The sequence below is a fragment of the Hymenobacter sp. genome (genome assembly GCF_036388155.1).
Classification (GTDB): domain Bacteria; phylum Bacteroidota; class Bacteroidia; order Cytophagales; family Hymenobacteraceae; genus Hymenobacter.
This window is the reverse complement of sequence record NZ_DASVSI010000117.1, coordinates 1-26,801: the sequence shown is the minus strand read 5'-3', so window position 1 is coordinate 26,801 and position 26,801 is coordinate 1. Positions and strand designations below refer to the sequence as shown.

Sequence of the window (26,801 nt, the reverse complement as noted above, 5' to 3'; positions counted from 1 at the left end):
CTTTGGTTTTTGGTGACGCGAATGTAGGGGCGTCGCTTGGCTCCCCCTCTCCATCGGAGAGGGGGCCGGGGGGGTGAGGCCCCCACCAGCACGCTGAGGCCCCGCCTGGCGCGCCCCCGTCACCTGTCTTTCAACGCCTGTCTTTCAACGCCGCTTGTATCTCCTCCACTACCGCATCCAGCTCCCCCAGCACCCGCTCGTTGGCAAAGCGCAGCACCCGAAAGCCCATTTCCGCCAGCAAGGCCGAGCGGCCGGCGTCGTAGTCGCGCTGCTCGGGGTCGAGGTGGGCGCCACCGTCGGCTTCTACCACCAGCTTGGCCCCGATGCAGACAAAGTCCACGATGTAGCGGTGGATAGGGTGTTGGCGGCGGAACTTGGCCCCCACCCTGCCGCCGCGCAGTGCCTGCCAAAGCGCATTTTCGGCTTCGGTGGGCTCGTGGCGCATGCCGCGGGCGCGCAGGCCCAACCCAAGCTTGCCGTAGAGGCGCTTGTCGGCCGTGAAAACGTGGTCGGGTAGTTCGTCCATGAGCGCGAAAGTAGCCAGGAGACAGGGGGCGGGTAGGGCCTCCCTTCAGTTCCCCTCTATCGGGGCGCGGAACGGCGGCGGGAGTGGCCGTTACCAGCATCCAAAGTTGGGGGGAGAAAAGAATTGTTCGGCTCCCCCTCTCCATCGGAGAGGGGGCGGAGGGTGAGGCCCCACCAGCACGCACCTCACCCCCAAAACCCGTATTTCTACCCCGCCCAAAACCCGTATTTGGCCGGTTCCTTGCGGTCTTCCTGCTTCCGAAATTTGCAGAGCTTTTCACCCCAAGCCCGCACCACCGCCATGCCCTACGACCCCCGATTCGGCGCTTATGCCCAGACACCCCAGCAGCGCGAGCGCGTGTTCCGGCAAATGCTGGTCGTGTTTCCGCGCCTGCGCACCAAGGTTGCTACCTGCGGCCGGCAGCTCCACGCCCGCTACGTAGCCGGCGAAATCACCTGGGCCGACGTGCGCAGCGCCCTCGACGAGGCCGAGGGCCGCGCCTAAGCCGGCCCGGCCTAGCTGGCCCCGGTGGCGTCGCGCAGGCCCAACAGGAAGCGGCCGGTGGCCTCGCCGTCGCGGGTGATGCACCGGCCGTAGACGAGCAGCTCGCGCCGGCCGCCGGGAAAGTCGGCCACGAAGCGGAAGTCGTCGAACGACGCGCCGGCGTTGTCCAGCAGGCCGTCGAGCTGCTGGCGTAGGTCCGGCTGGCGCCACAGCCCGCCGTCGAGCTCGTCGAGGGCCTGGCCTTTCACGGCGGCGGCGTCGAGGCCAAACGTCACGGCAAACGCGCGGCTGATGGCCACCACCCGCAGCCGGCGGTCGAGCACGAGCAGGGGCTCGCGCACGGTTTCCACAATGGACTCGGCCAGGCGGCGGCTGGCTTCGAGCTCGGCTTCCAGGTTCTTGAGGCCGGTGATGTCGGTGAAGGTGATGACGGCCCCGCTGATGTAGTTGTCGAGGGTGCGGTAGGGCAGGATGCGCATGGCGTACCACTCGCCCCCGGTGGTTTGGATGTTGGCCTCCACGGTCACCAGGCGGTCGAGCACGTGCTGCACGTCCTGGGCCATGGTTTCGTGACGCAGCGTGCTGGCAAAGTGCGTGATGGGGCGGCCCACGTCGGCGGGCATCAGCGAGATGATGCGGTGCACCGGCGGCGTGAAGCGCTTTATCACCATGTCGTTGTCGAGGAAGATGGTGGCAATTTCCGTGGCGTCGAGCAGGTTCTTCATGTCGTTGGCGGCCTGGCCCAGCTCCTCGGTTTTGCTGAGGTACTGCATGTTCAGGGTCATCAGCTCCTCATTCAGGCTCTGCATTTCCTCCTTGTTGGTCATGGCCTCCTCGTTGGTGCTTTGCAGCTCCTCGTTGGCGCTTTGCAGCTCTTCGTTGGTGCTTTTCAGCTCCTCCACGCTGCTCTCCATTTCCTCAATGGTGGTTTGGAGGCGGTGCTTGGTGTACTGCAGCTCCTTTTCCAGGGCCTGAATCTGGGCACCTTCCCCGGCGTCGGAGGCCAGGGTGGCCTTGCCCAGGCGCACCTTGCGGGGCGTGGGCTGCTCTTCAAACACCACCAGCAGCAGGCCCGAAAGCTGCTCGCTTTCCTCCAGCACGCGCACCGTCACGCGCACCAGCTGCACGCCGGCGTCGAGGCGCAGCTTCACGTTGTCGGTCACCACTTCCTCGCGGGTGGTGGCGGCTTTGTGCACGGCCTGGCTCAGCTCGTAGTTCAGCTCTTCGCGGGCCATGTCAAACACGTTCATGCTGCCCAGGCCGGGGGCGGGCTCCAGGTAGCGGCCGGTGCGGCCGTTCACGTACAGGATTTCGCCCTTGGGGTTGATGACCACGGCGGGCGGCGTGTACTGGCGCAGCAGCACGCGCTGCACCAGGGCAGCAAAGGCACTTTCTTTGCGGGAAGAATGGGGGGTCATGGAGCCGGGAGCGGGGGCGGGGGCGGGCGAGGCGTGCTGCCGGGCCAGGGTGAAGGGAAAGCTGGCCAGGCGGGTGACCGAGGCCGGGGTGTCGGTGCGGCGCGAAATCTTCCATTTCACGTCCAGGGTCTGAAACAGGTCCTGAAAGCCGGTGAGGTTCTCGCTGGGCCCCAAAAACAGCAGGCCGTTGGGAACGAGGGCGTAGTGAAACACGGGAATGAGGTTGCGCTGCAGCTCGGCGCTCAGGTAGATGAGCAGGTTGCGGCACACCAGCAGGTCGAGGCGGGTGAAGGGCGCGTCCTTGTTCAGGTCGTGCACGGCAAACACCACCGTGTCGCGCACGTCTTTCTTCACGCGGTAGCCCTCCTCGCTCTTGACGAAGAAGCGGCGCAGGCGCTCGGGCGTCACGTCGGGCTCGATGTTGGCCGGGTACAGCCCCGCGCGGGCAAACTCGATGCCGTCGGGGTTGATGTCGGTGGCAAAAATCTGCAGCTTGAGGTACTTGCTGCGCTCCACGCCGTCGAGGCATTCGAGCAGGGTCATGGCCAGGCTGTAGGCCTCTTCGCCGGTGGAGCTGCCCGGCGCCCACACCCGGACGGTGCTGTCGGCGGGCTTCTGGCGCATGAGGGGCAGCATCCGCGCCTTGAGGTGGTCAAATGCCTCCCGGTCGCGAAAAAACTTGGTCACCCCAATCAGCAGCTCCTTGAACAGGGCGTCCACTTCGGCCGGGTTTTCCTGCAAAAACCGCACGTAGTGCGTGAATTCCTGAATTTGGTGCGAGTTCATGCGGCGCTCGATGCGCCGAAACACGGTGTTGCGCTTGTAGAAGCTGAAGTCGTGCCCGGTTTGGGCCCGAATGAGCAGAAATATCTTTTGGAGGGCGTGGGCGGGCTTGGCGGCGCTTTCGGGCTCCTCGCGGCGGGGGCGGGCGTGGGGGTGGCGCACGTACTCCACCAGTTTGGTGGGCAGCTGCTCGGCGGGCAGCACGTAGTCCACAAACTCGGTGGCCAGCGCGGCGCGCGGCATCGAGTCAAACTCGGCGGTGTCGGGGTCCTGCACCATCACCATGCCGAAGTTTTCCATCACCATTTTCAGGCCCAGGCTGCCGTCGGCGCCCAGCCCCGAGCAGATGATGCACACGGCGCGGTCGCGCGCGTCCTTGGCCAGGCTCTGAAAAAAGAAGTCGATGGGCAGGCGGCGGCCCGGCGGCTGGGTGGGCGCAAACAGCAGCAGCGTGCCGTGCAGGATGCTCATGTCGCGGTTCGGCGGGATGACGTACACGTGGTTGGGGTGCACGCGCAGGCCGTCGGTGGCTTCCTGCACCGGCATCTTGGTGAACTGCTGCAGCACGTGGGCCAGCTCCGAGTCTTGGTCGGGCAGCAGGTGCGTCACCACCACGAAGGCCATGCCGCTGTCGGGCGGCATGGTGAGGAAAAACCGTTCGAAGGCCGACAGCGACCCCGCCGACCCGCCCAGCCCCACCAGCGGAAACGTGGCGGCCGACGAATTTTCGGGCCGGCCGGCCTCGCGCAGCAGCGCCGGCGTCAGCGGCTCGTCGGCGTCGCGGGGCAGTTCTTCGGGCGGCGTCAGCACAATGGCCGGCTCGTCGGTGGGCGACGAAAAGTCGTTGGGAGTCATAAGGAGAGTGAGGGCAGGGCGAAGGACAAAACCGGGCAACGAGCACAACGAACGTTGCCTTATTCGCCAGCAGGAGGCCGTACGGCCAGCGAGTCGCCCGAAACAAATTTACCGCAAAATCCCGCCGCGCTTGCCCGGCTTTCCTAATTTAGCGTAGAAAAGAAAACGCTTCCTTTCATTTAATGTCCGCCCCCTCGCACCTCATCGTCATTGGCACTTCTGCCGGCGGCATGCCGGCCCTGGTGCAACTCGTTGCCCAGCTCCCCGCCACGCTGCCCGCGGCCGTGTTGGTGGTCCAGCACTTCGCGCCCGACTCCGACGGCCAGCACCTCGTTGCCCGCCTGGCCCGCCACACGCCGCTGCACTGCCGCCTGCCCACTGACGGCGACGTGCTGGAAAGCGGCACCCTTTACCTGGCCCCGCCCGACCGCCACCTGCTGGCCAAAGACGGCAGCGCGCCCTACCTGCTCGTGACCAAGGGCCCGCGCGAAAACCACTTCCGGCCCGCCGCCGACGCCCTGTTTCGGTCGGCGGCCGTGGCCTACGGCGCGCGCACGGTGGGCGTGGTGCTCACCGGCATGCTGCACGACGGCACGGCCGGCCTCGAATTCATTAAGCGCTGCGGCGGCGTGGCCGTGGTGCAAGACCCGCACGACGCCGAGTACCCCAGCATGCCCGAAACCGCGCTGCGCAACGTGGACGTGGACTACGTGGTGCCGCTCGACCAGATGGGCGCCTTGCTGGAAGAAATCACTCGGAAGCCGTTGCCCGAGCGAAAAATGGACATTCCGGAAGACTTAAAGCAGGAGGCCGCCATTGCGGAAAGAGTTGTGGGAACCACCGAAGAAGTCACCCGTATTGCGCACCCCGTGCCCCTCACCTGCCCCGACTGCGGCGGCAGCCTGTTCGAGGTGAACGAGGGCAAGCTGCTGCGCTTTCGCTGCCACACCGGCCACGCCTTCACGGCCGACGCCCTGCTGCGCAGCGCCCAACACTCGCTCGAAGAAACCCTGTGGGTGGCCCTGCGCATGATGGAAGAGCGCAAAAACCTGCTCAGCAGCATGGCCGCGCGCGGCGAAGGCCCCTACTCCGTGCAGCAGGAAGAGCGAATTGAGGAGATGAAAAAGCACATCAACCGCCTGCGCGAGTTCCTACTGAACGGCGGCGGCAGCAACAGCTCCACGGTGCGCAACACCGAGGACTAGCCCGGGGAGGTGGCGGCTTCCGAGCAAGTCTGCGCCGCTGCGCCCGAGTGCCCCGACATTTCATTTCGGCCCGACAGAACCAATGCCTGCGACTGGTTCAACGCGAGCCGAAAGAAATGTCGGGGCACTCGGGCTGCTTACTCGCTCAAATCATGTTGCGGCGGTTGAGGTGCTGCCGGAAGCTGGCGTGCTCCTGGGCCAGCTGCCGGCGGGCTTGCTCGATGGCTTGGCCCAGGCTGATTTCGCCGCGCACGTAGCGGCGGAAACAGTCGATGGTTTCAGAATTGGCCACGGTGCCGGCCATGGCTTGGATTTCCAGCGTGTTTTGGGCCGTGAGCTGGCGGCGTTTCCAGTGCAGGCGCTGGTCCGGGGACAAATCTTCCGGGATGGGCTCGAAGGAGTAGGTAGACATAGCTATGGGGAGAGAGGCGTGGGCATAGAGGCAACTTCAAGGGCCGGGGTTGCAGGCCAGCAAGCCGGGCGGGCTGGGGCGGGGCTAGGCCACCATGTTCCAGTCGCTCCAGTGGGTTTGGCGGGCGGCGTCGAGCAGCGTGGGCACAATGCAGGGGGCGGGGCCTAGCTCGCGCTCGAGCAGTTCTTTTCGCACGCGCTCGGGCACGTGCACCAGCACCAGCTGGGCGTGTTTTTCCTGCAGGCGGTAGTGGGAGTCCCACAGCAGTTGGGCGGCCTCGTCCGACAGGGAGTTGAGCATGCCGCAGTCGACCCACACGGCGGGCTTGCCGCTGCTCCGGGCACAGTTCAACCAGTGGGCCAGGGCCACTTCTGGCTCGTCGGCCCGCCCAGGAGCCAGAATCAGCAAATAGCTTTCGGGCAGTTGTTCGTGGTAGACTACGGTCATAATAAATAACAAAAATCGGTTACACCTTTATTACTGTCCAACAAGCATTTGCCAGCAGCCAAACGGAACGCCGTGTGCTTCAGTACAAATTTGGGAATCTCCACTTTGCCCTCCTACGATAGAACTACGGGTTGTTTCCCCGTTAAATACTGAAAATAGAACTCACATTAATGATACTTATTGCTTGTGTGGTCGATTTTTCCCCACCGGTTCCGTGTTCCGCACGGCCGTGAAGCCCGAATACTTTAATGCCATCATGCCGCTGCCACACAGGCAAATACAACTCCCACGGCTCACATAGTGCCCTGCGCAGGGCCGCAGGGGCAATCCAAGATACGCCCCATCGGAAATAGTACTCAGCCTATGCGGGATTGTTCTCTGCGCTGCTGAGATTAAAACGGAGGGTTTCCGGGGTTTTCTTACCTTGCACGCCACAACCTCCGCTTTTTCCACCTCTCCCCCCGCTCCCCATGAGCCCTTCCGTACGCAACATCATCGCCTGGATTCTACAAGCCTTGCTGGCCGTGGCCTTCATCATGTCGGGCTTCAACAAGCTCAGCCACGGCCCCGACACCGTGAAAATGTTTGGCAGCATGGGCTTCCCGGGCTGGTTTGCCTACCTCATTGGCGGGGCCGAACTGCTGGGCGGCATCGGCTTGCTCATTCCGCGCACGGTGCGGCCGGCCGCGCTGGGCCTCATCATTATCATGATTGGCGCGGTGTGGGTGCACGCCACTAAAATCCCCGGCGGCATTGCCAAAGGCGTGCCGGCGCTGGTGCTGCTGGCCTTGCTGGTGGTGGTGTACCTGCTGCGCCGCCCCGTGGCCCGGCTGGCCTGAGCCCGCCTGCCCGGGCCGGCCTGGTCGCGGTGCTCGCGCCACACCACCCGGCCCGCCGCGTCCGTCATTTGAATATCGACGGAGCCGGTCAGGGCTTCGGCAAAGAGGATGTTGACCTCGGTCGTCGCTGGGTTCGGAGACAGCGTGGCCACCCCGCGGCCGGCGTTGTTCACAACGGCCACCGGGCTGTAATGCGCAGTGCCGTCGACATCCACTTGCCGCAGGCGGTAGTACGACACGCCAGCCAGGGGCGCGGCGTCGAGGGTGACGTAGCGCTTCTGCTGGCTGGTGGTGCCGCTACCGGCCACCCGGGTTATTTCCGCAAAGGCGCGGCCATCGGCGCTGCGCTCTACGGCAAAGTAGTCGCAATTGCGCTCCGTGGCCGTTTCCCAGCTCACGCGCACGCCATCCTTTTGCAGGGCGGCCCCGAACCAGGTCAGCTCCACGGGCAGCGGCTGCGTGAGTACCACGGGGTCGACCAGAACGCAGCCGCTGCCGTTGTAAGCCACACTCAATACCCGGCCCTGCGCCAGCAAGCCCACGGCGTAGGAATTGATGGTTTTGGTATCGCCTGAGAAGGTGCCCGTCTCCACCCCGGCCTGGCCCCACTTGTGGGCTCCCGCGGCGGTATTGTTGCCGATGGGGTTGCGGCTAGGCGTCGAGAAAGCCGGGTCCAGGTTGGTGTCGTCGTAGAACAGGAAGTCGATGAATCCGTTGTTGTTGCCGGGGCGTATCGAACGCACCGAAATACTGGCCGCATCGGCTGCTTCGCAGTCGTACATGGGGGAAGTTCACCGGCCCTACCCCGCTGAAGAACACCAGATTGATGGTTCCGGCCGGCACGCGTGCGCCCGTGTCGGTGGTACCGTCCCACACCACACAAAGGTGTTGGCGGTGGTCGAAACGACGGTTTGGTTTTCGAGCACGCGGTCGAAAGCTGCTTCGTAGGTCTGGTTGTTGTTGCCGTCGATGAAAATGAGGCCAAATCCGGCCTGGTCCATGGCCAGGTTGAAAACGGTGCTCCGGTTCGGCGCGGTGCCCGTGCAAGTGGTGGTAATGGTGGGCGAGTTAGGCGGCGTCGTGGACGGATAAATGGCGTTGTCCGGGTCGTTCACGAACATCTTGTATTCGGCGTAGCCCAGGGTGGCCGCACTGGTCGGCTGGCTCTTGCGGTTGAGCTTATAGTCGGTGCCGCCCACGGTGGTGCCAAACTTGTTGGCCGTAAGCAAGGTGGCAAACGGTCTGATGCGCGCGTAGCTCACCTGCTTCACGAAAAAGCTTTGGTTGTTGAAGTTGGGGCCGGGAATCAGCGGGTACAGCGCGAAGGTGGTCGCAAACTGATTGTTGAAGCCGGCGCCCGTAAACGACCAAGACGACGAATACAGGCGGCCGGGCTTCTCGCCCGTGGCGCTGCGCACCGTGAAGTCCCAGCAGTCGTACCAGGCCTTGCTTTTGATAACGTTCGGGTTGCCTCCGCCGCCGGTCAATTGCACTTGCTCAAACTCAATCCATACTTCCTGAGCAGCGCCACTGGTATTGGTGTAGGTCAGCGGGTTGTAGCCGCCGGCTGGGGTGCCACCTTGGTAGCGGGGGCCAATAGCCGCAGCGAGCGTGGCGTTGTTGGGATTCGTCCCGCCATCGACCAACAAGTAAGTAGTGGTGGTGTTGGCGGGGTTGCCGTTGTTGCGTTTAAGCTGCAGCCGCAGGCGGGTGTTTGTCACGCCACTGTTTATCCGGCGAACGCCTAATACAGCGTTTCATTGGGTTCCAGGTGAATATACAGCCGCTCCAGCGTGCTGGCTTCGGGCTTCAGAAACTCGCCCGAGTTGCCACCGTCGTCGTGCTGCAGGCAGCCCACAAAACTGTTTACCCCCGTGGCCGTGCCTCGGTTGCCCGTACCCGGTGTTAGGTTCTTGGAACCTTCGGCGTGCGCTAGCGGCGCAGTCAAGTCAACCGCCAAAAGCATAGCTGCCGCCGACTTTAAACCAGTAGAAGTAGTGCGTTTCATACGTTGACAGGTCTTTCGAACAAGTGAAACTTTAGACTTTGGTGGAAGGCTTTACAAGGCGCGGCGGCCTCGCATCTATTATGCGCTAGCAACCGCGCGCCTCATCCGTCTCTCAGGGGCGGAACCATTAGCCCACAGCCGGGTTGATACTCACTGCCCGCGCCTGTAGCGTGGGCGTTTACTTTGTTACATGAAAATTCTGTATAGCTACCTGCGCAACTACTGGCCGCTGCTGGCGCTCGCCCTCGTGCTGGCCGCCGTGAACCAGGTATTCTCGCTGCTCGACCCGTATTTCTTCCGCCAGCTCATCGACCACTTCACGCCCAAAGGCGCCAGCCTAGCCAGCGTGGCGGCGTCGGTACGGGTGGTGCCGTTCTGGCCTTTCTTCCGGGAAGCCATACCTTATATCGGGCTCATGCTGGGCGCCGCCATGGTGTCACGCATCGCCAAAAACTTCCAGGACTACTACGTCAACGTTATCACCCAGCGCCTGGGCGCCAAGATGTATTCCGATGGCCTGCGTCACTCACTGGAGCTGCCCTATCAAGTGTTCGAAGACCAGCGCTCGGGCGAGACCCTGGGCAAGCTGCAAAAGGTGCGCACCGACGTGGAGAAGCTCATTCAGGCCTTTGTGAACGTGCTGTTCACGGCGCTGGTGGGCATTGTGTTCGTGATGTGGTATGCCATCACGGTGTATTGGCCCATTGCCCTGGGCTACTTCCTCACCATTCCGCTGCTGGGCATTCTAAGCTACTTCCTCAGCAAACGCATCAAGGTCATTCAGAAAACCATTGTGGCTGAGACCACGGCCCTGGCCGGCTCCACCACCGAGAGCCTGCGCAACATCGAGCTCATCAAAAGCCTGGGCCTGGCCCAGCAGGAAACCGAGCGCCTGAACGCCACCACCACCAAAATCCTGAAGCTGGAGCTGCGCAAAGTGCGCTACCTGCGCTCGCTGAGCTTTGTGCAGGGCACGTTCGTCAACTTGCTGCGCAACATCATCGTGCTGCTGTTGCTGTACCTGCTGGTGCAGAACCGCATTAGCCTAGGTGAATTTTTCTCGTTCTTTATCTACTCGTTCTCCATCTTTGGGCCGCTGCAGGAGCTGGGCGCCATCATCGGCATCTACCGCGAAACCGAGATTTCGCTGGGCAACTTCCAGCAGATTCTCGACACGCCCAAGGACGTGAAACCGGCCCAGCCCAAGTCGGTGGCCCACATCGACAACCTGGCGTTCGACCAGGTCAGCTTCAAGCACCTCACCGCCAAAGGCCCGGCGCTGTCCAACATCAGCTTCACCACCAAACTGGGCGAAACCATTGCCTTCGTGGGCCCCTCGGGCTCTGGCAAAACCACGCTGGTGAAGTTGCTGGTGGGCCTCTACCCGCCCCTGTCGGGCCAGATTCGCTACAACGGCATTCCCGGCTCGGAAATCGACCTGGACGAGCTGCGCGAACAAATTGGCTTCGTCACCCAGGATACGCAGCTTTTTAGCGGCACCATCCGCGAAAACCTGCGCTTTGTGGCGCCCAACGCAACCGACGAAGAATGCCTGCTGGCCCTGCGCCAAGCCGCCGCCGACACCCTGCTGGCCCGTGCCCCGCAAGGCCTGGATTCCGTCATCGGCGAGGGCGGCGTGAAAGTATCGGGCGGCGAAAAGCAGCGCCTCAGCATTGCCCGCGCCCTGCTCCGCAAGCCCACCCTCATGGTGTTCGACGAAGCCACGTCGGCCCTGGACTCGCTCACCGAAGAAGAAATCGGTAAGACCGTGCGGGAACTGTCCGGCTCGCGCCAGCACATGACCATCCTCATTGCCCACCGCCTCAGCACCATCCTGCACGCCGACCGCATCTTCGTGCTCGAGCGCGGCCACATTGCCGAGCAAGGCCGCCACGCCGAGCTGCTGCAGCAAAAAGGCCTGTACTACGCCATGTGGCGCCAGCAAATCGGCGAGCGCAAGGAAAACGCGGCCTCGGAAGCCGTGGCGGTGTAGAGAGAACAAAGCTCCCCTCCTTACCAAGGAGGGGATGTTCGAACCGAAGGTTTGGACGGGGGGGTTGAGTCGTTGCACGACACCCGAACGATTTCGACCCAACGAACCTCACGCGAGCCGTTCAACGACCCAACCACCCCACTTGCCGCAAGCGCGGCAACATCCCCTCCTCAGCTGAGGAGGGGAGTTTTTGTTCTGGTACCCAGCCTACTCAATCACCTGCGCTTTCACGTCGAAGTCAACCTTGGGCGGCTTGGGGTTCATGTCTTCCAGCGCAGCCACCACGATTTCGGTCATGGCGAGGTCGCGGGCCCATTTGTGGTTGGCGGGGATGACAAACCACGGCGCGTCGTCGGATGAGCAGTGCCGCATGGCGTCCTCGTAGGCCTCCTGGTAATCGTCCCAATAAGCGCGCTCCTTTAGGTCGTTGGGGTCAAATTTCCAGTGTTTGGCGGGGTCGTCGAGGCGCGCTTGCAGGCGCTGGGCCTGTTCGTCTTTGGAGATGTGCAGGAAGAATTTGAGGATGCGCGTGCCGTTGCGCAGCAGCAACTACTCGAAGTTGTTGATGTCCTCGTAGCGCTGCTTGCAGGTTTCCTTGTCTATCAGACCATGCACGCGGGTGATGAGCACGTCCTCGTAGTGCGAGCGGTTGAACACGCCAATGTGGCCCTGCTTGGGCGTTTCGGCGTGAACGCGCCACAGAAAGTCGTGCTTCAGCTCCTCGCTGGTGGGTGCCTTGAACGTGGCCACCTGCACGCCCACCGGGTTCACGCCCGTGAACAGGTTTTCAATAGCGCCGTCTTTGCCGCCGGTGTCCATGGCTTGCAGCACGATGAGCAGGCTGCGGGTGTGCTCAGCGTACAGCGACTCCTGCAGTTCGCTCAGGCGCTTGCGCAACTTCTGCAATCGCGGGCTGGCTTCCTCCTTCTCGTCTGGCTTGTGGGCAAAAGGCGTGATGTCCTCGGGGTCGACCTGGGCCAGGCGAAAGGACTTGTTCTTGACGTAGACCGCAGGCGTTTTGGGCAGTTTAAATTTCATAAGCTTGATGAGACTGAGCAGTTCATCGCTGTGTACGCAAGAGTATTGCCCGAGAACGAGTACCCCGAATTTTCAATTCGGCCCGTGAGAACAAGCTCCGTTCAACGCGAGCCGAAATAAAATTTCGGGGTACTCGTTTCTGCGGACCGTAGCGGACAGCAGCCCGCTCACCCGCCGCCCACCAGCCGCGCCACGCCGAACGCCGCGCCTGCCGCTAGCGCACCCACCACCGCCATTTTGAGGGCGCCGGCCACCGGCGGCTGCCCCGTCATGCGGCTTTTGAAATAGCCAAACACCAGCAGGCACACCAGCGTGATGGCTGCCGACCACGCCAGCCCCTCAACTGGCGTATTCGTGAAGAAGTAGGCGCTGAGTGGAATGAGCCCGCCCACGGCGTAGGACGAGCTGATGGTGAAGGCGCTTTTGGGGGCCTGCTTGGGGTCGGGTTCCTCCAGCCCCAGCTCGTATTTCATCATGAAGCGCACCCACTGCTCGGGGTCGGCGGTGAGCTCGGCCACGGCGGCGGCGCGGGTGGCTTCCGAAAGGCCCATTTCGGCCAGCAGCTCGTCCACCTCGGCCCGTTCCACGTCGGGCACCTCGCGCACTTCGCGGCGCTCGCGGGCTTCTTCGGCCTCGTAGTGCTCCACTTCGGTGCGGCCCGCCAGGTAGCCGCCCAGGCCCATGGCAATGCTGCCGGCCACGATTTCGGCCAGCCCGGCCGTTATCACCAGGCCCGACGAGGCCACCGCCCCGCTCAGCCCCGCCGCCAGCGCAAACGGCACCGTGAGGCCATCCGACAAGCCAATGACGACGTCTTGTAGCATGGCCGAGCTGCTGAGGTGGTGCTCGGGGTGCAGCACAAAGGCGGGTTCGGTAACGGCGGGGTCGTTCATGGCGTAAAATCCGGAAAGAAAAACTAACTCAGCGTAGTGCTTTACGTACGCTAGAATAGATTTTTCGCCTCCGTATTGTTTCGGCTGTTTCTTTCACCTCACTCGATTTCAGAATTATGGCCTCTCCCGCCAAAGCACCTGCTGCCAAGAAAGCTGCTCCTAAGAAAGCCGCCGCACCCGCGGCTAAAAAGTCAGCGCTTGTACCCGTCACCAGCGCCAACACGGGCCTGGGCGCAGGCAGCAACGCCGCCGTCGACATTCAGCCCCGCCTGAACCAGCAGCAGAACGCCCCCTCCCCCACCCAGCGCTACGGCACCGTGAGCCAGCGCCTGCCCATCGGCCTGAGCGAGGACACCCGCCGCTCCAGCGTAGAAATGCTCAACCAGCTGCTGGCCGACACCATCACGCTGCGCGACATGTACAAAAAACACCACTGGCAGGTGGTGGGGCCCACTTTCTACCAGTTGCACTTGCTCTTCGATAAGCACTACGAAGAGCAGTCGGTGCTAGTGGATGCTATTGCCGAGCGCATCCAGATTCTGGGCGGCGTGGCCGTGGCCATGGCCCACGACGTGGCCGAGCTGTCCAGCATTCCGCGCGTACCCCGCGACCGCGAAGAGGCGCCCATCCAGGTATCGCGCCTGCTCGACGGCCACCAGCGCATCCTCAAAAACTGCCACGATTACGCCGACAAAGCCGATGAAGCCGGCGACGACGGCACCAACGACCTCATCGTAAGCCAGCTCGTGCGCACCAACGAAATGCAAGTGTGGTTCGTGGCCGAGCACGTGGTCGACTCGCCTCTTACTCAGGCCCAATAGTCCGGTTTAGGTTACCAAAAAAGGCCGCTCACCTCACCGTGAGCGGCCTTTTTTATGAAAATTGCGGGCCTTAGGTTGTGGGTGCGCAGGCGGCCGGCTATCTTTGCACCCGCTTCGCCGCCTCAGCGACGCCGGCTTCGGCCGAATTACCCAGGTTTAGTTGCCTTTTGCGCACGTGGTGAAACTGGTAGACACGCCATCTTGAGGGGGTGGTGCCTTCGGGTGTGGGAGTTCGAATCTCCCCGCGCGCACGCAAAAACTTAAAAGCCCGCTTCTAGCGGGCTTTTTTGCTTTGTAGCAGTCCGGCACCGCAGCCTATTCGCGCTCAAACGGGTTGCCGGGCTTCACCAGCACCACCCGCTCCCGCTCTACTACCACCTGGCCCGGCAGGGCGCCCTTGGGCTTGCGCACGAATTTTTTGGGCGTCACCGTCACGGGGCACAGCGAGTCGTGCTGGCGGCGCGAGTACCAGCCGGCCAGCATGGCGGCGTGCTCCACCACGGGTTCGGGCACCGGCTGCCCAGCCTTGTGGCGAATGACCACGTGCGAGCCCGTCACGTCCTTGGCGTGCAGCCACAGGTCGTCTTTGTGGGCGTATTTCTGGGTGAGCAAGTCATTGTTCACGGCATTACGGCCCACCAGAATGGTGAAGCCCCGGTCTTCAAAAACCTTGAATGGCAGCTCCGTGGCCGCTTTGCTCGCGGTGGGGGTTGGGTCAAGGCCGTGCTGTTTGCGCCAGTTGCGCAGGCCGCGCAACTCGGCTAATGCAGGCAGGGTGTCCATTTCCTCCAGTCGCTCCAGCGCCGTCAGGGCCTCGGTCTCGCGGCGGGCAATGCGCTCGCTGAGCTGGCGCTCCTCGATTTGCTGGTTTTTGCCCTTGCGGTACAGGTTTTCGGCGGTGCGTTGGGGTTTTTCGGTGGGCTTGAGCTTGATGAGCCTGGGCTCATTGGTGTAGAAGTCCAGGACTTCTACCTGGGCGGCGCCAGCCGGGATGTTGTGCAGGTGCGCCATGATGAGGTCGGCGGTGTGGCGGTAGCCGGCCTCGTGGGCCAGGGCGTGCAGGCGCTGGCGGGCGTGGGCCGCGGCGGTGCTGGCCTCGTCGGCGCGGCGCTCCAGCAGCTGGCGCAGCTGCCTGGTTTCCATCTCCAGCGCGCGGCGGCCCAGCGCCATGGGCACAAAGCGGCGCAGGGCGCCAATGGGGTCGTCGCCGGGCAGCGTTTCGAGCACTTCGCCCAGCGGCAGCAGGCTCAGGCGGGTGCGGCCTTCAAATTGGATGATGTAGTAGTTCGCGGGCTTTTCGAGTTGGGCCAGCACTTGGTTCACCAGCCGGGTTTTGGTTTCCGGCGGGGCGGGGTCGTAGCCGTGCTCGCGCAGGTAGCGCAGGGGCAAGTCGGCCAGTGGCGGTGGGAGCTTGCCGGCGATTGGCTGGGCTGCCGCCGTCTGCGGTTCCAGGTCGGCATCGGCCAGCAGTTTTTGCTGGAAGAGCTGAGCCAATGCGTCGGGTGCGGGCCGAAAAATGGCATTGGGGCGCGGCCCGTAGAGTTTGAATACTAGCCGGGCCCCGCTGCGAAAGTTGATTTGCAGCACCCGGTCCTGGGGCCATGCCGCCACGCTTTCCACCTGCTTGCCCAGCATGTCCGGGAACAAGTCCACCGAATTGGCACGGGCCCGTTGAAAGGTTTCGGGCAAGGCCAGCGCCGGAAAGGTGGCCCCCAGCTGCGCTTTCAGCCAGAATTCCTTGGTGCCATCGGTGAGCCCTACTACTAGCTCGTCTTTTTCCTGCGAGAAACACACAGCTACGCGGTAGCCCCGGAGCCGCTCGGTGAGCGCAGGAGCCAGCTGGCGCAGGAAATAGTAATTGGTGTGCATATACACCGAAGATTTAAGGGGTTTCGGAAATTTCCACCAGCTCTAGCAAATCGGAGTACCGGCGTTCAATGCTCCATACCTCCAGCCAGAAAGAAAGCTGCGCCGCGCCAAACATTCCCAAAGGCACGAGAGCACCCCAGGTAGCAGACCCGAGTAGCAGTGCAACAATGCAAGCGACACAAAAAGCACCGATAAACGAAAACCAGACAAATGCAAAGTATTTGGTTCGCTCGGGCAATGTCATTCGCAATCGGACGAACGAACCACCGCCAGCAGGCGGGCACGCTTCCGTGAAGCCTTCAACCGCCGGGAATAAATCGTTCCGCCGATTAATAGACCCCGTAATATCAAACACTCCGTTGTAAGCATCTACGCGTCCGTAATAAGGTTCTTTAGGCCTTTGGCTCCATATTGCCTGCCATCTTGAAAGAGGTTCAAGAACAGTGCCTTGCACACGGTGCAAGACCTCCGCCTGCGATACTGGTGAGTGGTAGAGCTTCTCGAAATAAAGAAAAGGGAAACGATGCATCACACTTCCACCCGCAGCCCGTCATACGCCAGCCGAATCCAGGGCGGCAGTTCGGCCTCTACTTCGCGGTGCAGACCCAACTGGTGGCTGATGTGCGTGAGGTAGGCCCGCTTGGGTTGGGCTTCTTCCAGCACGGCCACCGCTTGAGCCAGGGTGAAATGCGAAATGTGCTCTTCGCGCCGCAAGGCATTGAGCACAATCACGTCGGCGTCGCGCAGCAGGGCGCGGGTTTCGGGGCCAATGTGGTTGGCGTCGGTGAGGTAGCAGAAGCCGCCGATGCGAAAGCCCAGCACGGGCAGCCGGTGGTGCATGGCCCGCAGGGGCTGCACGGCCACGCCCAGGGCGTCGAAGGGTTCGTCGTCGCGCTCGATGGGGTGCAGTATTACCCGGGGCACGCCGGGGTACTTGTGCTCGGCAAAAATGTAGGCAAACTCTTGCTGGAGCTGGTGCAGCACGCGGGGCTCGCCATACACCGGCATGTCGATTTGCTGCCGGAAGTTGAAAGCCCGAATGTCGTCGAGGCCCGCGGTGTGGTCCTTGTGTTCGTGCGTGAACAGCAGCCCGTCGAGGTGGGTGACGCGGGCCCGGAGCATCTGCTGGCGGAAATCGGGCCCGGAATCAATGACGAAGCTGCGCCCGCCCACGGCCACGTGCACCGACACCCGCAACCGCTGGTCGCGGTGGTCGAGCGAGCGGCACACGGCGCAGGTGCAGCCTATCATCGGCACCCCGGAAGAAGTGCCCGTACCCAGGAACGTTACTTGAATTTGCTGATTCATAAATGTGCTGATGTGCTGATTATACCGCCGGAACATTTCCAGGAATCAGCACATCAGCACATTCAAAAATTAGCACATTGGCTTACCCCACGTACTGCTTTACCACGCGCACCAGGGCGTCGAAGTCGAGGGGTTTGGGCAGGTAATCGGTCACGCCGGCCTCGCGGAACTGGTCCATCGAGTAGTTGTTGGCGTTGCCAGTGATGGCGATGATGGGCAATTTGTTGATGGCGGGGTCGGCGTGGGCGCGGATTTCGCGGGTGCACTGCATGCCGTCCTTCACGGGAATGTTGATGTCCATCAATACGCAGTCGACGGGGGTACTCTCCAATTGTTTCAGCACTTCGCCGCCGTTCTTGGCCAAGACAATTTTGTACTTCTGCAGTTCAAGGATTTTACGGGTCAAATTGAGAATTACCGAGCTGTCCTCAGCAATCAGAATGGTTTTAGCTTGCGTATCGGTGGACATGAGCGTGGGGGGTTGGGTTGGGTTCACAGGTAGATGTAACAGAAAGAAAGGGCTTTGGCGTTGGCCTACACGGCCGAAGCATTGGTTGCTCGCTCAACGGCACCGGGATATTCGGCAACGAACTGTGCAAAGTAATGTTCCAGAAGTTGAAATCCCGCCGCGCCCTCTTCCATTCGTCCGCCTTTGAACTGGTGTTCGAGGTGGCGAGCCTGGGCCGCCAAGGCCACGCCGCCGAGCGTGGCGGCCGTGCCCTTGAGCTGGTGCAGCATGGGCAGCAGCTCTTTAAAGTTGGCGGAAGCGGCCACCGGAGCGGCATCGCGCAGCAGGTCGCCGGCCTCCTGCTCAAACTCCTGGTAGAGGTCGGACGTGAATTCCGGGCCGCCCAATTCCACCAGCTGGCGCAGGATGGCGTCGTCGAGCGTGGGCTCGCTGGCCACGTGCTCGGCCGGCACCGGGAGGGCCGGCGTTTCCGCCACCACGGGCTCGACCTCGGGCGCGGCCGGGCGGGCCGTACGCGGGCGCAGCCAGCGGTGCAGCACTTCGTAGAGGTGGCGGCTTTTCACGGGCTTGCCCACGTAGTCGTCGAGGCCCTGGCGCATGAAGCGGTTGGCGTCTTCCTGCATGGAGTAGGCCGTCATGGCCACCACGGGCGGGCAGTAGGCGCCCAGCAGGCGGCGGATTTCAGCCGTTGCGGCCACGCCATCCATCTCGGGCATCTGAATGTCCATGAAGATGATGTCGTAGGCCACGCTGGAACCAGTAGCCATCTGAATGGCTTCGCGGCCGCTGCTGGCCACGTCGACCTCGCAGCCCAGCTTGTTGAGCAAGCGCAGGCCCACCTTCTGGTTGATGGCGTTGTCATCGACCAGCAGCACGCGCGGCGGCGCCGTGAACGGCTGGAACACCGCTTCGCGCACCGGCGCCACGGCGGGCAGGTCTTCCATTTGGGCCTCGCGGGCGCTGATGGTGAACCAGAACACGCTGCCTTCGCCTTCGTCCGACAGCACCCCGATTTCGCCGCCCAGCAGCTCGGCCAGCTGCCGGCTGATGCTCAGGCCCAAGCCCGTGCCGCCGTAGGCCTTGCTGGGCGTGGTGTCGAGCTGGGTGAAATTGGTAAAGAGCAGGTTGGCGTTGTCGCTCGAAATGCCGATGCCGGAGTCCTGCACGGCAAAACGCAAGGTGTGCAGCTCGCCGTCGGTGCTCACGCTGCTCACCACGATGCCCACCGTGCCCTCGTTGGTGAACTTGATGGCGTTGGCCACCAGGTTCGACAGTATTTGGAGCAGGCGCACCTCGTCGGTCATCACGAAGCGCGGGGTGTGCGGCGTGATGTGGTAGGTAAAGCGAATGTGCTTCTGCTCGGCGCGGTAGATGAACAGCGAGCGAATGCGCTCCATCACGGCCTGCAGCTCCACGCCGGCCTCACGAATCTGAAGCTTGCCGGCCTGAATCTTCGACAAATCCAGGATGTCGTTGAGGATGGTGAGCAGGGCGTCGGAGCTCTTGCGCAGGGTGTCCACGTAGTCGAGCTGCTCGTCGGTTTCCACGGTCTGGTCGAGCAGGTCAATCATGCCGATGATGCCGTTCATGGGCGTGCGAAGTTCGTGGCTCATGTTGGCCAGGAACTGAGTCTTGGCCTCCAGGGCAGCTTCGGCGGCGTCTTTGGCTTGGCGCAGGTCGTCCTGCATTTGCTGGATTTCCGTGACGTCGCGGGCGATGCCTTCGGTGCCCATTTCGCCTTCTCTCACCAGCCGCGCGTTCACCAGGACGCTCACGGGGTAGCCCTCCTTGTGCCACATCTGGGTTTCGAAGTTGCGCAGCCCGTTGTTACGCTCAATCTCGGCCCCTACCTTGAATTGGTCGTTCGCATCAACGTAGTAGTTCATCACCGGCTTGCCGATGACTTCCTCGGGCTCGTAGCCCAGCACGTCGCGCACCGAGGGACTCACAATGACGAGGATGCCTTCGGAATCGGTGCGGTAATAAATGTCCTGGAACGACTCGAAAATGGAGCGGAACTTCTCTTCTTGGGCTTCAAGGGCGAGCTGGGCCCGCTTCTGCTCGGTAATGTCGTGGGCAATAGCCGAGATTTCCTCGAACGAGCCGTCGCCCAGGTAAATGGGATTCAGATAAATGTCTGTCCACACTTCGGCGCCGCGGGAATCTTGCAGACGCATCTCGAAGCGTTGGGCCTGCCCCTTGGCGGCGGCCTCGTAGTAGCGCACAAAGGTGTCGCGCTCTATTTCGGGCATGCGGCTCAAGTCAGACTCCCACAGGTCGAGGCCGCGCACGGGGTAGGTGCCATTGCGCCGCAGGAACAGGGCCGCGTAGTTGCGGTTATAGTTCATGAGGTGGGCGCGGGTGTCCACCGTCCACATCACGTGCGAGCCGCTTTCGAAAATGGCGTTGAGGCGGGCGGTTTGCTTGCCGATTTGCTCTTCGTTGCGCTTGCGCTCAATGGCCAGGGCAACCTGGTTTGAGATGAAGTGCAGCACGTCGAGGTCGCCGGGCGTGTAGGCGTCGACTCGGCCGTAGTCCTGCACGGCCAGCACGCCAATGATGCGGTCGCCGATGCTCAGCGGCGAGGCCAGCATTACCTCGGGCACCAGGCCCTGGGCCGTGACCGTGCCGCTGCGAATGAGCTGCTGAAAGTCGGTGTGGGTGAGGTAGCGCGGCTGCCCGCCGGCAATAATGTACTCCGACACGCCCGAGGCAAACGGCAGGATGCCCTGCGGCCGGTGCGAGGGGTGCTGGTCGACGTGGTAGGCAAACTGCAGCTTGGTGCGCGCGTCGTCGCAGAGGGCAATGAACAGGTTGCTGGTTTCAATAATCTTGCTCAGCTCGCGGTGAATGGCCCCGTAGAGGCTCGGCAAGTCCTTGGCCGAAATGGCCAAATTGGCAATGCTGTAGTAGACCTTTTGCAGGCGCTCGGCCTTGATGCGGTCGGTGATGTCGTGCAGAATGGCGCGGCTGCTCACGGGCTGGCCCTCGTCGCGCACCACGCTCATGCTCCCGATGAGGTGCACCGGCTTGCCCGTGCTGGTCAGGAACACGGTTTCGACCTTGTTCACGGGCTCGCCGTCGTAGAGGTTGCGCAGCTGGTAGAGGAGCTTGGCCTTGTAGTAGGGGTGCACCACGTCGGCCAGGGTGCGGTCGGCCAGCTCGGCGTCGGTGTAGCCCAGCTTTTCCTTCCAGGCCTTGTTCACAAACAGGAAACCGTTGTCGGCGCTGAGGTGCTGCACCAAGTCCTGGGCGTTGTCGAGGAAGTCCTGCAGGTGGGTGCTGTCGCCGGCCAGGGCCGGGTTGGTAAGCTGGCGCTCGTCGGCCTCCACGCCCGCCATCCACACGCCCGTGATGGTGCCTGCGATGTCGCGCGTGAAGCCCGCGCGCCAGCTTATCTGGCGCGGGTAGCCGCTTTTGGTGAGCAGGGTGCGGGTATAGGTAGCGGCCAGGTTTTCGTGGGCCACGCTCTCCAGAAACTCGCGGCGCTGGGTGGCGCGTTCGCCGGGGGGCGTCAGCAGCTCGTAGTGGCGCTGCCCAATCACCTGCTTGCGCGTGTACCCCGTCATGGCCAAAAACGCCTCGTTGACGTCCATGAGGATTCCTTGCGTATCGAGCAGCACGTAGGCCTGGCCGAGTTGGTCGAGCAGCGTGGCCAGCGGCGGAGCAACGGGACGGGTGGAAGAAGCAGCCGAAAAGGAAGCCATAGAATGAGGCGTACTACCTGTTAATAATTCGCGCTAAGATAACCATTGCCCTGTGAGGGCACGGCGTAATTTTGGCCCAACATAAAATTTTACTGCTCCGTTTCGCCGCGGGCTGTTTGCCGCCCCTTGTCGCCTCCCTCCGCCCCCCGGCTGCTGTTCGCCGTCACCACCGATTTGTGCTTCGACCAGCGGATGCAGCGCATTTGTGGGAGCCTGGCCGCGGCCGGCTACCGGGTGCAGCTGGTGGGCTGGCAGCGTCCGGCATCGCCCCCGCTCACGCCCCAGCCTTACGCCCAGCACCGCCTGCGCGGCTGGTTCCAACGCGGCAAGCTGTTTTACTTGGAATACAACCTTCGGCTGTTTTTTTACCTACTGGGCCAGCGCGCCGCGGCGTGGTGCGCCTGCGACCTCGACACCGCGCTGCCGGTGTGGCTGCGCGCCCGCCTCGGCGGCCAACCGTTTGCGTACGATGCCCATGAGCTGTTCACGGAAGTGCCCGAAGTGGTGGCCCGGCCCGCTGTGCAGCGCGTGTGGCGCTGGGTGGAGAACTTCATCGTGCCGCGCGCCCGCCTGGCCTACACCGTAGGGCCGGCGCTGGCGCGGGTGTTTGCGCAACGCCACGGCCGGCCCTTTGCGGTGGTGCGCAACGTGAGCCGCCTGGAAACCGCTTCGGCCGCGCCGGCATCACCCAGCGCCGCATCCGGTGGCTACATCCTGTACCAAGGCGCCCTGAACATGGGCCGCGGGCTGGAAAGCCTGCTCGACGCCATGCCGGCGGTGGCGGGCCGGCTGGTCATTTGCGGCGAAGGCGACCTCTCGGCCGCCCTGCGCGAGCGGGCCGACAAGCTGGGCTTGCTGGCATCGGGCAAGGTTGAATTTCGGGGCTTTGTGCTGCCCGAGGCGCTGCGCGACGTCACGCGGCAAGCCGCCGTGGGCATCATGCTGCTCGAAAACATCGGCCTGAGCTACTATTACTCACTGGCCAACAAGTTCTTCGACTACGTGCACGCCGGCATCCCGCAGGTGCTCATCGACTTTCCCGAATACCGCGCCCTCAACGACGAGTTTGACGTGGCCGAACTGGTGGCCGACCTGAGGCCCGAAACGCTGGCCACCGCCCTCAACCGCCTGCTGCGCGACGAGCCTGCCCGCTACCACTACCTTGCCGCCAACTGCCGCCGCGCCGCGCCCCAGCTTAGCTGGCAGCACGAGGAGCGGGAGTTGCTGGGGTTGTGGGGTGCGGTGGTGCCGTTGCAGGCGCCTGCGGTTTTGCCGCGGTAGGTTCCGACACGTTCATTTGCCGAAGTGCTGAAGATAAACCCAGCCAATTTCACTTCGTTCGCCTTTGTCAGACCACTCCAACAATCCCTTTACATAAAAACCTTGTTGGGCACACCTCAGAAGTAAAAGCAGGTTCTATGTCCAAGGCCTCAGCCGGCTAAAGGCAGTATTTTACCGCTTCGTCGCCCCGCGTTGAGAAGCCCCCTAGATGACGACTGCTCGGGTACTGGGCGTGGCCAGACGACGCTACGGCGTGCTCATTTTTGCCTCGTACCCGCTCTGCGCCAGAAAGGCCTTGAAGTCCTTGGTTGTCAGCATCTCGGCCACCGCCTGTTTCTTGTCCGGGGCCTTATCGTAATAGGCTTGGCAGATTTTGTAGCCCACGTAATAGCCCAGGTCACAGGGCTTCTCGGGGGTTTCCTCGTGGGAGTTCACCAGCCAGTGTTGGGGGTTGTTGCCGAACATGACGGGCCGGAAGGCCTGCCACAGCTCCCGTTCGTGGGCGTTGCCGTAGACGTGCAAGCGCGCGTTCGGGTTTTTGCCAGTGACCAGCTCGGCCACAAAATCCGCCATGCCCTCCCGAATGACCCCGCTGAGCAACGTGCCGTCCATTGGCTGCTGCGTGTTGTGAATCATCTCGTGGGTGACCCAGGAGGGCAGCAGCGTCACCGGGCTGCTGCGGTTGCGCTGCACCAACGACAACTCCGACGTATCCACCCCGGGCCCGTTGTTACCCTCCACTTGGAGCAGCAAGCCCGCCGGCTGCGCGGTGCTGCCGGCGAAACCGCCGACCAGGAAGTAGATGGGATTAAACCGCACCGGAGGATAGAGTTGTTGGAGCCGGCGCAACGCCGCCCGGATTTGGGGCTTCTGGTCCGCTGCGGAGAGCATCGTCTCCTGGGCCGAGGCGTAATAGCGGGGCCGCCGCAGAATATTCCGGGCAAACCGACGGGCATCGCCCTTGTATTTGTGCGTAAAGTAGGCTTGCAGGCCCGGCGAGCCGGGGGTGAAATACTGCTCCTGGAAAATGCGGTCGGCGTGCGCCGTATCGCGCAACGCGGCCGGGTACGCCGCCCAGAACCGGTCCACATCCGTCGTCACGAACGGGCTGTTTTCGACGCGTTCTTGCGGGCGCGTGCTGGTGCAGTAGACGGTGCCGAGCAAGAGCACGCCCCCTAAAAGGAGTAGGAATGAGCTTCGCATGGCGCAAAGAACCGAAGAAGAAGACGATTTCACCCTATTTTCACGCCCTGAAGAAGTAGTACAAACTCAAACGAGCCCCGGGAGAGAACCGCTCCATCATCCTAGTTATCTCTGCTGGCAAGCCATCTAGCCTGATGACCGTCTTGCAGATTGGAAACTCTGTCCCGAACACATTACAAAGCTTCTTACAACTTGCCCGCGGCAAACGTTAACTAGTTTTAACCAAAGCGCGGATTCGAAAAACCTGACATGGCGCCGCCGTGTCTGACCGTCGTCCCAGGTGGTTTTATTCGTCAGCTGGTCACCTGTTGACCTTGTATCGGCTCGAACGGATTACGACTTTTATCCTCTCCCGGCCCCACGGGCGTTTCTGCATGAAAAAACTCCTACCCGCCCTGCTGCTCGGCAGTGCTTGCTTCGCCGCCGGCGCCTTCGTCGCCCGCCCCGCCGCTCCGGACGAAATCACCGTCCCCATGCTGCGGGCGGCCCAGCAACTCATGGGACTGAGCTTTCCCGACGCCCAGCTCGACTCGACGCGCCGCAACCTGACCGGCTACCGCGACAGCTACGAGGCGCTGCGCAAGATTCCGCTGCCCAACAGTGTGGCGCCGTCGGTGGTATTCGACCCACGGCCCTTGCGCCTGCGGCAAAGCCAGTTGACCGCGGCCAAAAACGATGCCGGCAAGCTGCCCCAGACCCCCAAAGTGAAGCTGCCCGCCAACCGCGATGAACTGGCTTTTTACACCGTGCGGCAGCTGGGCGAGCTGCTGCGCACCAAGCAACTTTCCTCCGAAGAGCTCACCCTTTTCAGCTTGGCGCGCCTTAAGAAATACGACCCCAAGCTGCACTGCGTCATCAGCCTCACCGAGGAGCTGGCGCTGAAGCAGGCCCGCCAGGCCGACCAGGAAATCCGGGCCGGCAAGTATCGCGGGCCGCTGCACGGCATTCCGTTTGGGGTGAAGGACTTGTTCACCGCCAAGGGCTACAAAACCACCTGGGGCTCGGTGCCTTACAAAGACCAGACGCTGGACGAAGACGCCGCCGTGGTGGAGCGCCTGCGCGAGGCGGGGGCCGTGCTCGTGGCCAAGCTCACGCTGGGCGAGCTGGCGCAGGGCGACGTGTGGTTTGGCGAGAAAACCCGCACGCTCTGGGACGTCAGCAAGGGCTCCAGTGGCTCGTCGGCGGGCTCGGCTTCGGCGGTGGCGGCGGGGCTGGTGCCGTTTGCCATTGGCACCGAGACGTTGGGCTCCATCGTGAGCCCGAGCACGGCGTGTGGCGTCACGGGCCTGCGGCCCACCTACGGCCGCGTGAGCCGCGCCGGCGCCATGGCCCTGAGTTGGACCATGGACAAAGCCGGTCCCCTCACCCGCTCGGCTGAGGACTGCGCCATTGTGCTGGCCGCCCTCACCGCCGCCGGGCCCGACCCGCGCGACCCCGCCACGCTGCAGGCGCCCACCACCTTCCGCTACGCCTTCGACACCAACTTGAAGAAGCTGCGCGTGGGCTACCTCAAGGCCGCTTTCGACCAAAACTACCCCACCAAAGCCAACGACCAAGCCAGCCTGGATGCGCTGCGCAAGCTGGGCGTGGAACTGGTGCCTATCGAACTGCCACCCATTGCGCCGGGCACGTTGCGCTTCGTGCTCACGGCCGAGGGTGCGGCGGCGTTCGACGACCTTACCCGCTCGGGCAAAGACGCCCAAATGGTGCTGCAAAACCGCTTTGCCTGGCCCAATACCTTCCGCTCGTCGCGGTTCATTCCGGCCGTGGAATATATCCAGGCCCAGCGGGTGCGCAGCCTGCTCATCGAGCAGATGGACGAAAAGCTGAAAGGTCTCGACCTCTACATCGCGCCGTCGTTCAGCGCCAACCTCACGCTCACCAACCTCACCGGTCATCCCGCTATCGCCTTGCCCAATGGCTTCACGGCCGCGGGCCTGCCTAGCACCATCACCTTCATGGGCCAACTGTACGAAGAAGGCAAGCTCCTGGCCCTGGCCAAAGCCTACCAGGACGCCACCGAGTTTGATGAGAAACACCCTAACTTATAATGAGGTATGAAGAGGAATGGTCATTGCGAGGCCGCAGGCCGCGGCAATCCGTCCTGGTCTCAGCGGCCAGCCATCGATTGTGATAAACCCAACAAAAAAGCCCTAGCACTGCACAATACCGGGGTCGTACCCGGTAGGGCTTTTCACGTCTCAAGGGTAGTCGCACTGAGAGGACGGATTGCCGCGGCCTGCGGCCTCGCAATGACCATTCCTCTTTATTTCCTTCTTCCTTAAGCGCAGCATCCCTCTTGCTTCCCGATAACATCCTTGCCCAGCTAACGCCTACTGCTGCCGACCCGCGGCCGGTGCTGCTTACCGTGGCCGGGCCTACGGCCGTGGGCAAAACCGCCCTGTGCGTGCAGCTGGCCCGGCAATTTCACACTGAGATTGTGTCGGCCGACTCCCGTCAGTTTTTCCGCGAGCTGAGCATAGGCACGGCCAAACCCACGCCCGAGGAAATGCAGGGCGTGCCGCACCATTTCATCGACAGCCACAGCATCGCGGAGGATTACAGCGCGGGCCGCTTTGCCACCGACTGCCTGGCGGTGCTCAGGGAGCTATTTCAGCAACATCGGTTGGTCATTCTCACCGGCGGCTCGGGCCTCTACGTGCAGGCCGTGACCGATGGACTGGACGAGTTGCCCAGCGTGCCGCCCGAAGTGCGCGCCCAGCTGCACACCGAATTAGCGGCCCACGGCCTGTCCCACCTCGTGGCCGAGCTGGCCGAAACCGACCCCGTGGCCCACGCCCGCATCGACCAGCAAAATCCGCAGCGCGTGGTGCGGGCCCTGGAAATCACCCGCGCCACGGGCCGGCCGTTTTCCAGCTTCCACAGCGACGGCCCGCCGCCCGAGAACCCGCTGTTCCGCAACGTGAAAGTGGCCCTTACCCGCGAGCGGGAGGCGCTGTACCAGCGCATCAACCTGCGCGTGGAACACATGCTGGCCGCGGGGCTGCTCGAAGAAGTGCGCCGCGTGCTCCCCTACCGCCACCACCACGCCTTGCAGACGGTGGGCTACCAGGAGATTTTCGGCTACCTCGACGGCGAATACGACTGGGCCGAAGCCGTGCGCCTGCTCCAGCGCAACACCCGCCGCTACGCCAAGCGCCAGCTCACGTGGTTGCGCCGGGACCCAGGCTATCAGTGGGTGGAATTAGGGTAAGAGGGTAT

The 26,801-nt window shown here is 62.9% G+C and carries 21 protein-coding genes, 1 tRNA gene and 1 pseudogene; 9 read left to right on the top strand and 14 right to left on the bottom strand.

Translation table 11 applies throughout. The features are described 5' to 3' along the window. Positions 1-130 precede the first annotated feature (130 nt). Complete coding sequence (locus tag VF629_RS16085; RefSeq protein WP_331059509.1) at positions 131-526, bottom strand: endonuclease domain-containing protein; 396 nt, start codon at positions 524-526, stop codon at positions 131-133. A 264-nt stretch (positions 527-790) separates the two neighbouring features. On the opposite strand from VF629_RS16085, the gene VF629_RS16080 reads away from it, so the two are divergent. After that, entirely contained in the window at positions 791-1,030 is a 240-nt protein-coding gene (locus tag VF629_RS16080) for a hypothetical protein (RefSeq protein WP_331059508.1), read from the top strand. A gap of 11 nt (positions 1,031-1,041) precedes the next feature. Here VF629_RS16080 and VF629_RS16075 read toward each other — a convergent pair whose 3' ends face one another. After that, positions 1,042-4,086 (bottom strand): CheR family methyltransferase, encoded by a 3,045-nt coding sequence (locus tag VF629_RS16075; RefSeq protein WP_331059507.1) that lies wholly within the window; start codon positions 4,084-4,086, stop codon positions 1,042-1,044. 182 nt (positions 4,087-4,268) lie between these two features. On the opposite strand from VF629_RS16075, the gene VF629_RS16070 reads away from it, so the two are divergent. After that, on the top strand, positions 4,269-5,291 hold the full coding sequence (locus VF629_RS16070) for a chemotaxis protein CheB (RefSeq protein ID WP_331059506.1): 1,023 nt from the start codon (positions 4,269-4,271) through the stop codon (positions 5,289-5,291). A gap of 145 nt (positions 5,292-5,436) precedes the next feature. Here VF629_RS16070 and VF629_RS16065 read toward each other — a convergent pair whose 3' ends face one another. Further along, on the bottom strand, positions 5,437-5,703 hold the full coding sequence (locus tag VF629_RS16065) for an antitoxin VbhA family protein (protein ID WP_331059505.1): 267 nt from the start codon (positions 5,701-5,703) through the stop codon (positions 5,437-5,439). An 84-nt stretch (positions 5,704-5,787) separates the two neighbouring features. Then, entirely contained in the window at positions 5,788-6,150 is a 363-nt protein-coding gene (locus VF629_RS16060; RefSeq protein ID WP_331059504.1) for a hypothetical protein, read from the bottom strand. A gap of 470 nt (positions 6,151-6,620) precedes the next feature. Between VF629_RS16060 and VF629_RS16055 the strand changes: the two genes are divergently transcribed. Further along, positions 6,621-6,989 carry a DoxX family protein gene (locus VF629_RS16055; protein WP_331059503.1) on the top strand — a complete coding sequence of 123 codons (369 nt, stop codon included), beginning with the start codon at positions 6,621-6,623 and terminating at the stop codon, positions 6,987-6,989. Between the two features lie 800 nt (positions 6,990-7,789). On the opposite strand, the gene VF629_RS16050 is transcribed toward VF629_RS16055, so the two are convergent. Both VF629_RS16050 and VF629_RS16045 read right to left on the bottom strand, forming a co-directional pair. After that, positions 7,790-8,710, bottom strand: a complete 921-nt coding sequence (locus tag VF629_RS16050) for a hypothetical protein (RefSeq protein ID WP_331059502.1) — start codon at positions 8,708-8,710, stop codon at positions 7,790-7,792. Positions 8,711-8,733: 23 nt separating this feature from the next. Next, positions 8,734-8,937 carry a hypothetical protein gene (locus VF629_RS16045; protein ID WP_331059501.1) on the bottom strand — a complete coding sequence of 68 codons (204 nt, stop codon included), beginning with the start codon at positions 8,935-8,937 and terminating at the stop codon, positions 8,734-8,736. 250 nt (positions 8,938-9,187) lie between these two features. On the opposite strand from VF629_RS16045, the gene VF629_RS16040 reads away from it, so the two are divergent. Beyond that, positions 9,188-10,990: an ABC transporter ATP-binding protein gene (locus tag VF629_RS16040; RefSeq protein WP_331059500.1), complete on the top strand. Its 1,803-nt coding sequence runs from the start codon at positions 9,188-9,190 to the stop codon at positions 10,988-10,990. A gap of 207 nt (positions 10,991-11,197) precedes the next feature. Here VF629_RS16040 and VF629_RS16035 read toward each other — a convergent pair. Together VF629_RS16035 and VF629_RS16030 are read right to left on the bottom strand one after the other, a co-directional pair. Continuing rightward, positions 11,198-12,028: pseudogene (locus VF629_RS16035) on the bottom strand (polyphosphate kinase 2 family protein). Between the two features lie 167 nt (positions 12,029-12,195). Continuing rightward, positions 12,196-12,921: a VIT1/CCC1 transporter family protein gene (locus VF629_RS16030; protein ID WP_331059499.1), complete on the bottom strand. Its 726-nt coding sequence runs from the start codon at positions 12,919-12,921 to the stop codon at positions 12,196-12,198. 116 nt (positions 12,922-13,037) lie between these two features. Here VF629_RS16030 and VF629_RS16025 point away from each other — a divergent pair, with 116 nt between their 5' ends. Then, entirely contained in the window at positions 13,038-13,742 is a 705-nt protein-coding gene (locus tag VF629_RS16025; RefSeq protein ID WP_331059498.1) for a DNA starvation/stationary phase protection protein, read from the top strand. 169 nt (positions 13,743-13,911) lie between these two features. Beyond that, positions 13,912-13,993: transfer RNA gene (locus VF629_RS16020), tRNA-Leu, on the top strand. Between the two features lie 64 nt (positions 13,994-14,057). Here VF629_RS16020 and VF629_RS16015 read toward each other — a convergent pair. The 5 genes from VF629_RS16015 to VF629_RS15995 form a co-directional block, all read right to left on the bottom strand. Next, on the bottom strand, positions 14,058-15,611 hold the full coding sequence (locus tag VF629_RS16015; RefSeq protein WP_331059497.1) for an NFACT RNA binding domain-containing protein: 1,554 nt from the start codon (positions 15,609-15,611) through the stop codon (positions 14,058-14,060). Between the two features lie 13 nt (positions 15,612-15,624). Further along, entirely contained in the window at positions 15,625-16,140 is a 516-nt protein-coding gene (locus VF629_RS16010; protein ID WP_331059496.1) for a hypothetical protein, read from the bottom strand. Next, on the bottom strand, positions 16,140-16,907 hold the full coding sequence (locus tag VF629_RS16005) for an MBL fold metallo-hydrolase (RefSeq protein WP_331059510.1): 768 nt from the start codon (positions 16,905-16,907) through the stop codon (positions 16,140-16,142). The genes VF629_RS16010 and VF629_RS16005 overlap by 1 nt, the downstream gene beginning before the upstream one ends. 94 nt (positions 16,908-17,001) lie before the next feature. Further along, positions 17,002-17,388 carry a response regulator gene (locus tag VF629_RS16000; protein ID WP_331059495.1) on the bottom strand — a complete coding sequence of 129 codons (387 nt, stop codon included), beginning with the start codon at positions 17,386-17,388 and terminating at the stop codon, positions 17,002-17,004. Positions 17,389-17,453: 65 nt separating this feature from the next. Beyond that, on the bottom strand, positions 17,454-21,095 hold the full coding sequence (locus tag VF629_RS15995; RefSeq protein ID WP_331059494.1) for a PAS domain S-box protein: 3,642 nt from the start codon (positions 21,093-21,095) through the stop codon (positions 17,454-17,456). Positions 21,096-21,221: 126 nt separating this feature from the next. Between VF629_RS15995 and VF629_RS15990 the strand changes: the two genes are divergently transcribed. Further along, the gene (locus VF629_RS15990; protein ID WP_331059493.1) at positions 21,222-22,376 is read left to right on the top strand and encodes a glycosyltransferase; all 1,155 of its coding nucleotides are present in this window, start codon (positions 21,222-21,224) and stop codon (positions 22,374-22,376) included. A 246-nt stretch (positions 22,377-22,622) separates the two neighbouring features. Here the strand turns inward: VF629_RS15990 and VF629_RS15985 are convergent, their stop codons facing one another. Further along, positions 22,623-23,579 (bottom strand): DUF2268 domain-containing putative Zn-dependent protease, encoded by a 957-nt coding sequence (locus VF629_RS15985; RefSeq protein ID WP_331059492.1) that lies wholly within the window; start codon positions 23,577-23,579, stop codon positions 22,623-22,625. 374 nt (positions 23,580-23,953) lie between these two features. Here VF629_RS15985 and VF629_RS15980 point away from each other — a divergent pair, with 374 nt between their 5' ends. Together VF629_RS15980 and miaA are read left to right on the top strand one after the other, a co-directional pair. Next, positions 23,954-25,630 carry an amidase gene (locus VF629_RS15980; RefSeq protein ID WP_331059491.1) on the top strand — a complete coding sequence of 559 codons (1,677 nt, stop codon included), beginning with the start codon at positions 23,954-23,956 and terminating at the stop codon, positions 25,628-25,630. 248 nt (positions 25,631-25,878) lie between these two features. Continuing rightward, the gene (gene miaA, locus VF629_RS15975) at positions 25,879-26,793 is read left to right on the top strand and encodes a tRNA (adenosine(37)-N6)-dimethylallyltransferase MiaA (RefSeq protein WP_331059490.1); all 915 of its coding nucleotides are present in this window, start codon (positions 25,879-25,881) and stop codon (positions 26,791-26,793) included. Positions 26,794-26,801: the final 8 nt, after the last annotated feature.

Bases quoted from the DNA above. Each gene is read 5' to 3' on its own strand.
- VF629_RS16085 (WP_331059509.1), bottom strand. From the start codon at position 526: ATGGACGAACTACCCGACCACGTTTTCACGGCCGACAAGCGCCTCTAC.
- VF629_RS16075 (WP_331059507.1), bottom strand. From the start codon at position 4,086: ATGACTCCCAACGACTTTTCGTCGCCCACCGACGAGCCGGCCATTGTG.
- VF629_RS16070 (WP_331059506.1), top strand. From the start codon at position 4,269: ATGTCCGCCCCCTCGCACCTCATCGTCATTGGCACTTCTGCCGGCGGC.
- VF629_RS16065 (WP_331059505.1), bottom strand. From the start codon at position 5,703: ATGTCTACCTACTCCTTCGAGCCCATCCCGGAAGATTTGTCCCCGGAC.
- VF629_RS16060 (WP_331059504.1), bottom strand. From the start codon at position 6,150: ATGACCGTAGTCTACCACGAACAACTGCCCGAAAGCTATTTGCTGATT.
- VF629_RS16055 (WP_331059503.1), top strand. From the start codon at position 6,621: ATGAGCCCTTCCGTACGCAACATCATCGCCTGGATTCTACAAGCCTTG.
- VF629_RS16040 (WP_331059500.1), top strand. From the start codon at position 9,188: ATGAAAATTCTGTATAGCTACCTGCGCAACTACTGGCCGCTGCTGGCG.
- VF629_RS16030 (WP_331059499.1), bottom strand. From the start codon at position 12,921: ATGAACGACCCCGCCGTTACCGAACCCGCCTTTGTGCTGCACCCCGAG.
- VF629_RS16025 (WP_331059498.1), top strand. From the start codon at position 13,038: ATGGCCTCTCCCGCCAAAGCACCTGCTGCCAAGAAAGCTGCTCCTAAG.
- VF629_RS16015 (WP_331059497.1), bottom strand. From the start codon at position 15,611: ATGCACACCAATTACTATTTCCTGCGCCAGCTGGCTCCTGCGCTCACC.
- VF629_RS16010 (WP_331059496.1), bottom strand. From the start codon at position 16,140: ATGCATCGTTTCCCTTTTCTTTATTTCGAGAAGCTCTACCACTCACCA.
- VF629_RS16000 (WP_331059495.1), bottom strand. From the start codon at position 17,388: ATGTCCACCGATACGCAAGCTAAAACCATTCTGATTGCTGAGGACAGC.
- VF629_RS15995 (WP_331059494.1), bottom strand. From the start codon at position 21,095: ATGGCTTCCTTTTCGGCTGCTTCTTCCACCCGTCCCGTTGCTCCGCCG.
- VF629_RS15985 (WP_331059492.1), bottom strand. From the start codon at position 23,579: ATGCGAAGCTCATTCCTACTCCTTTTAGGGGGCGTGCTCTTGCTCGGC.
- VF629_RS15980 (WP_331059491.1), top strand. From the start codon at position 23,954: ATGAAAAAACTCCTACCCGCCCTGCTGCTCGGCAGTGCTTGCTTCGCC.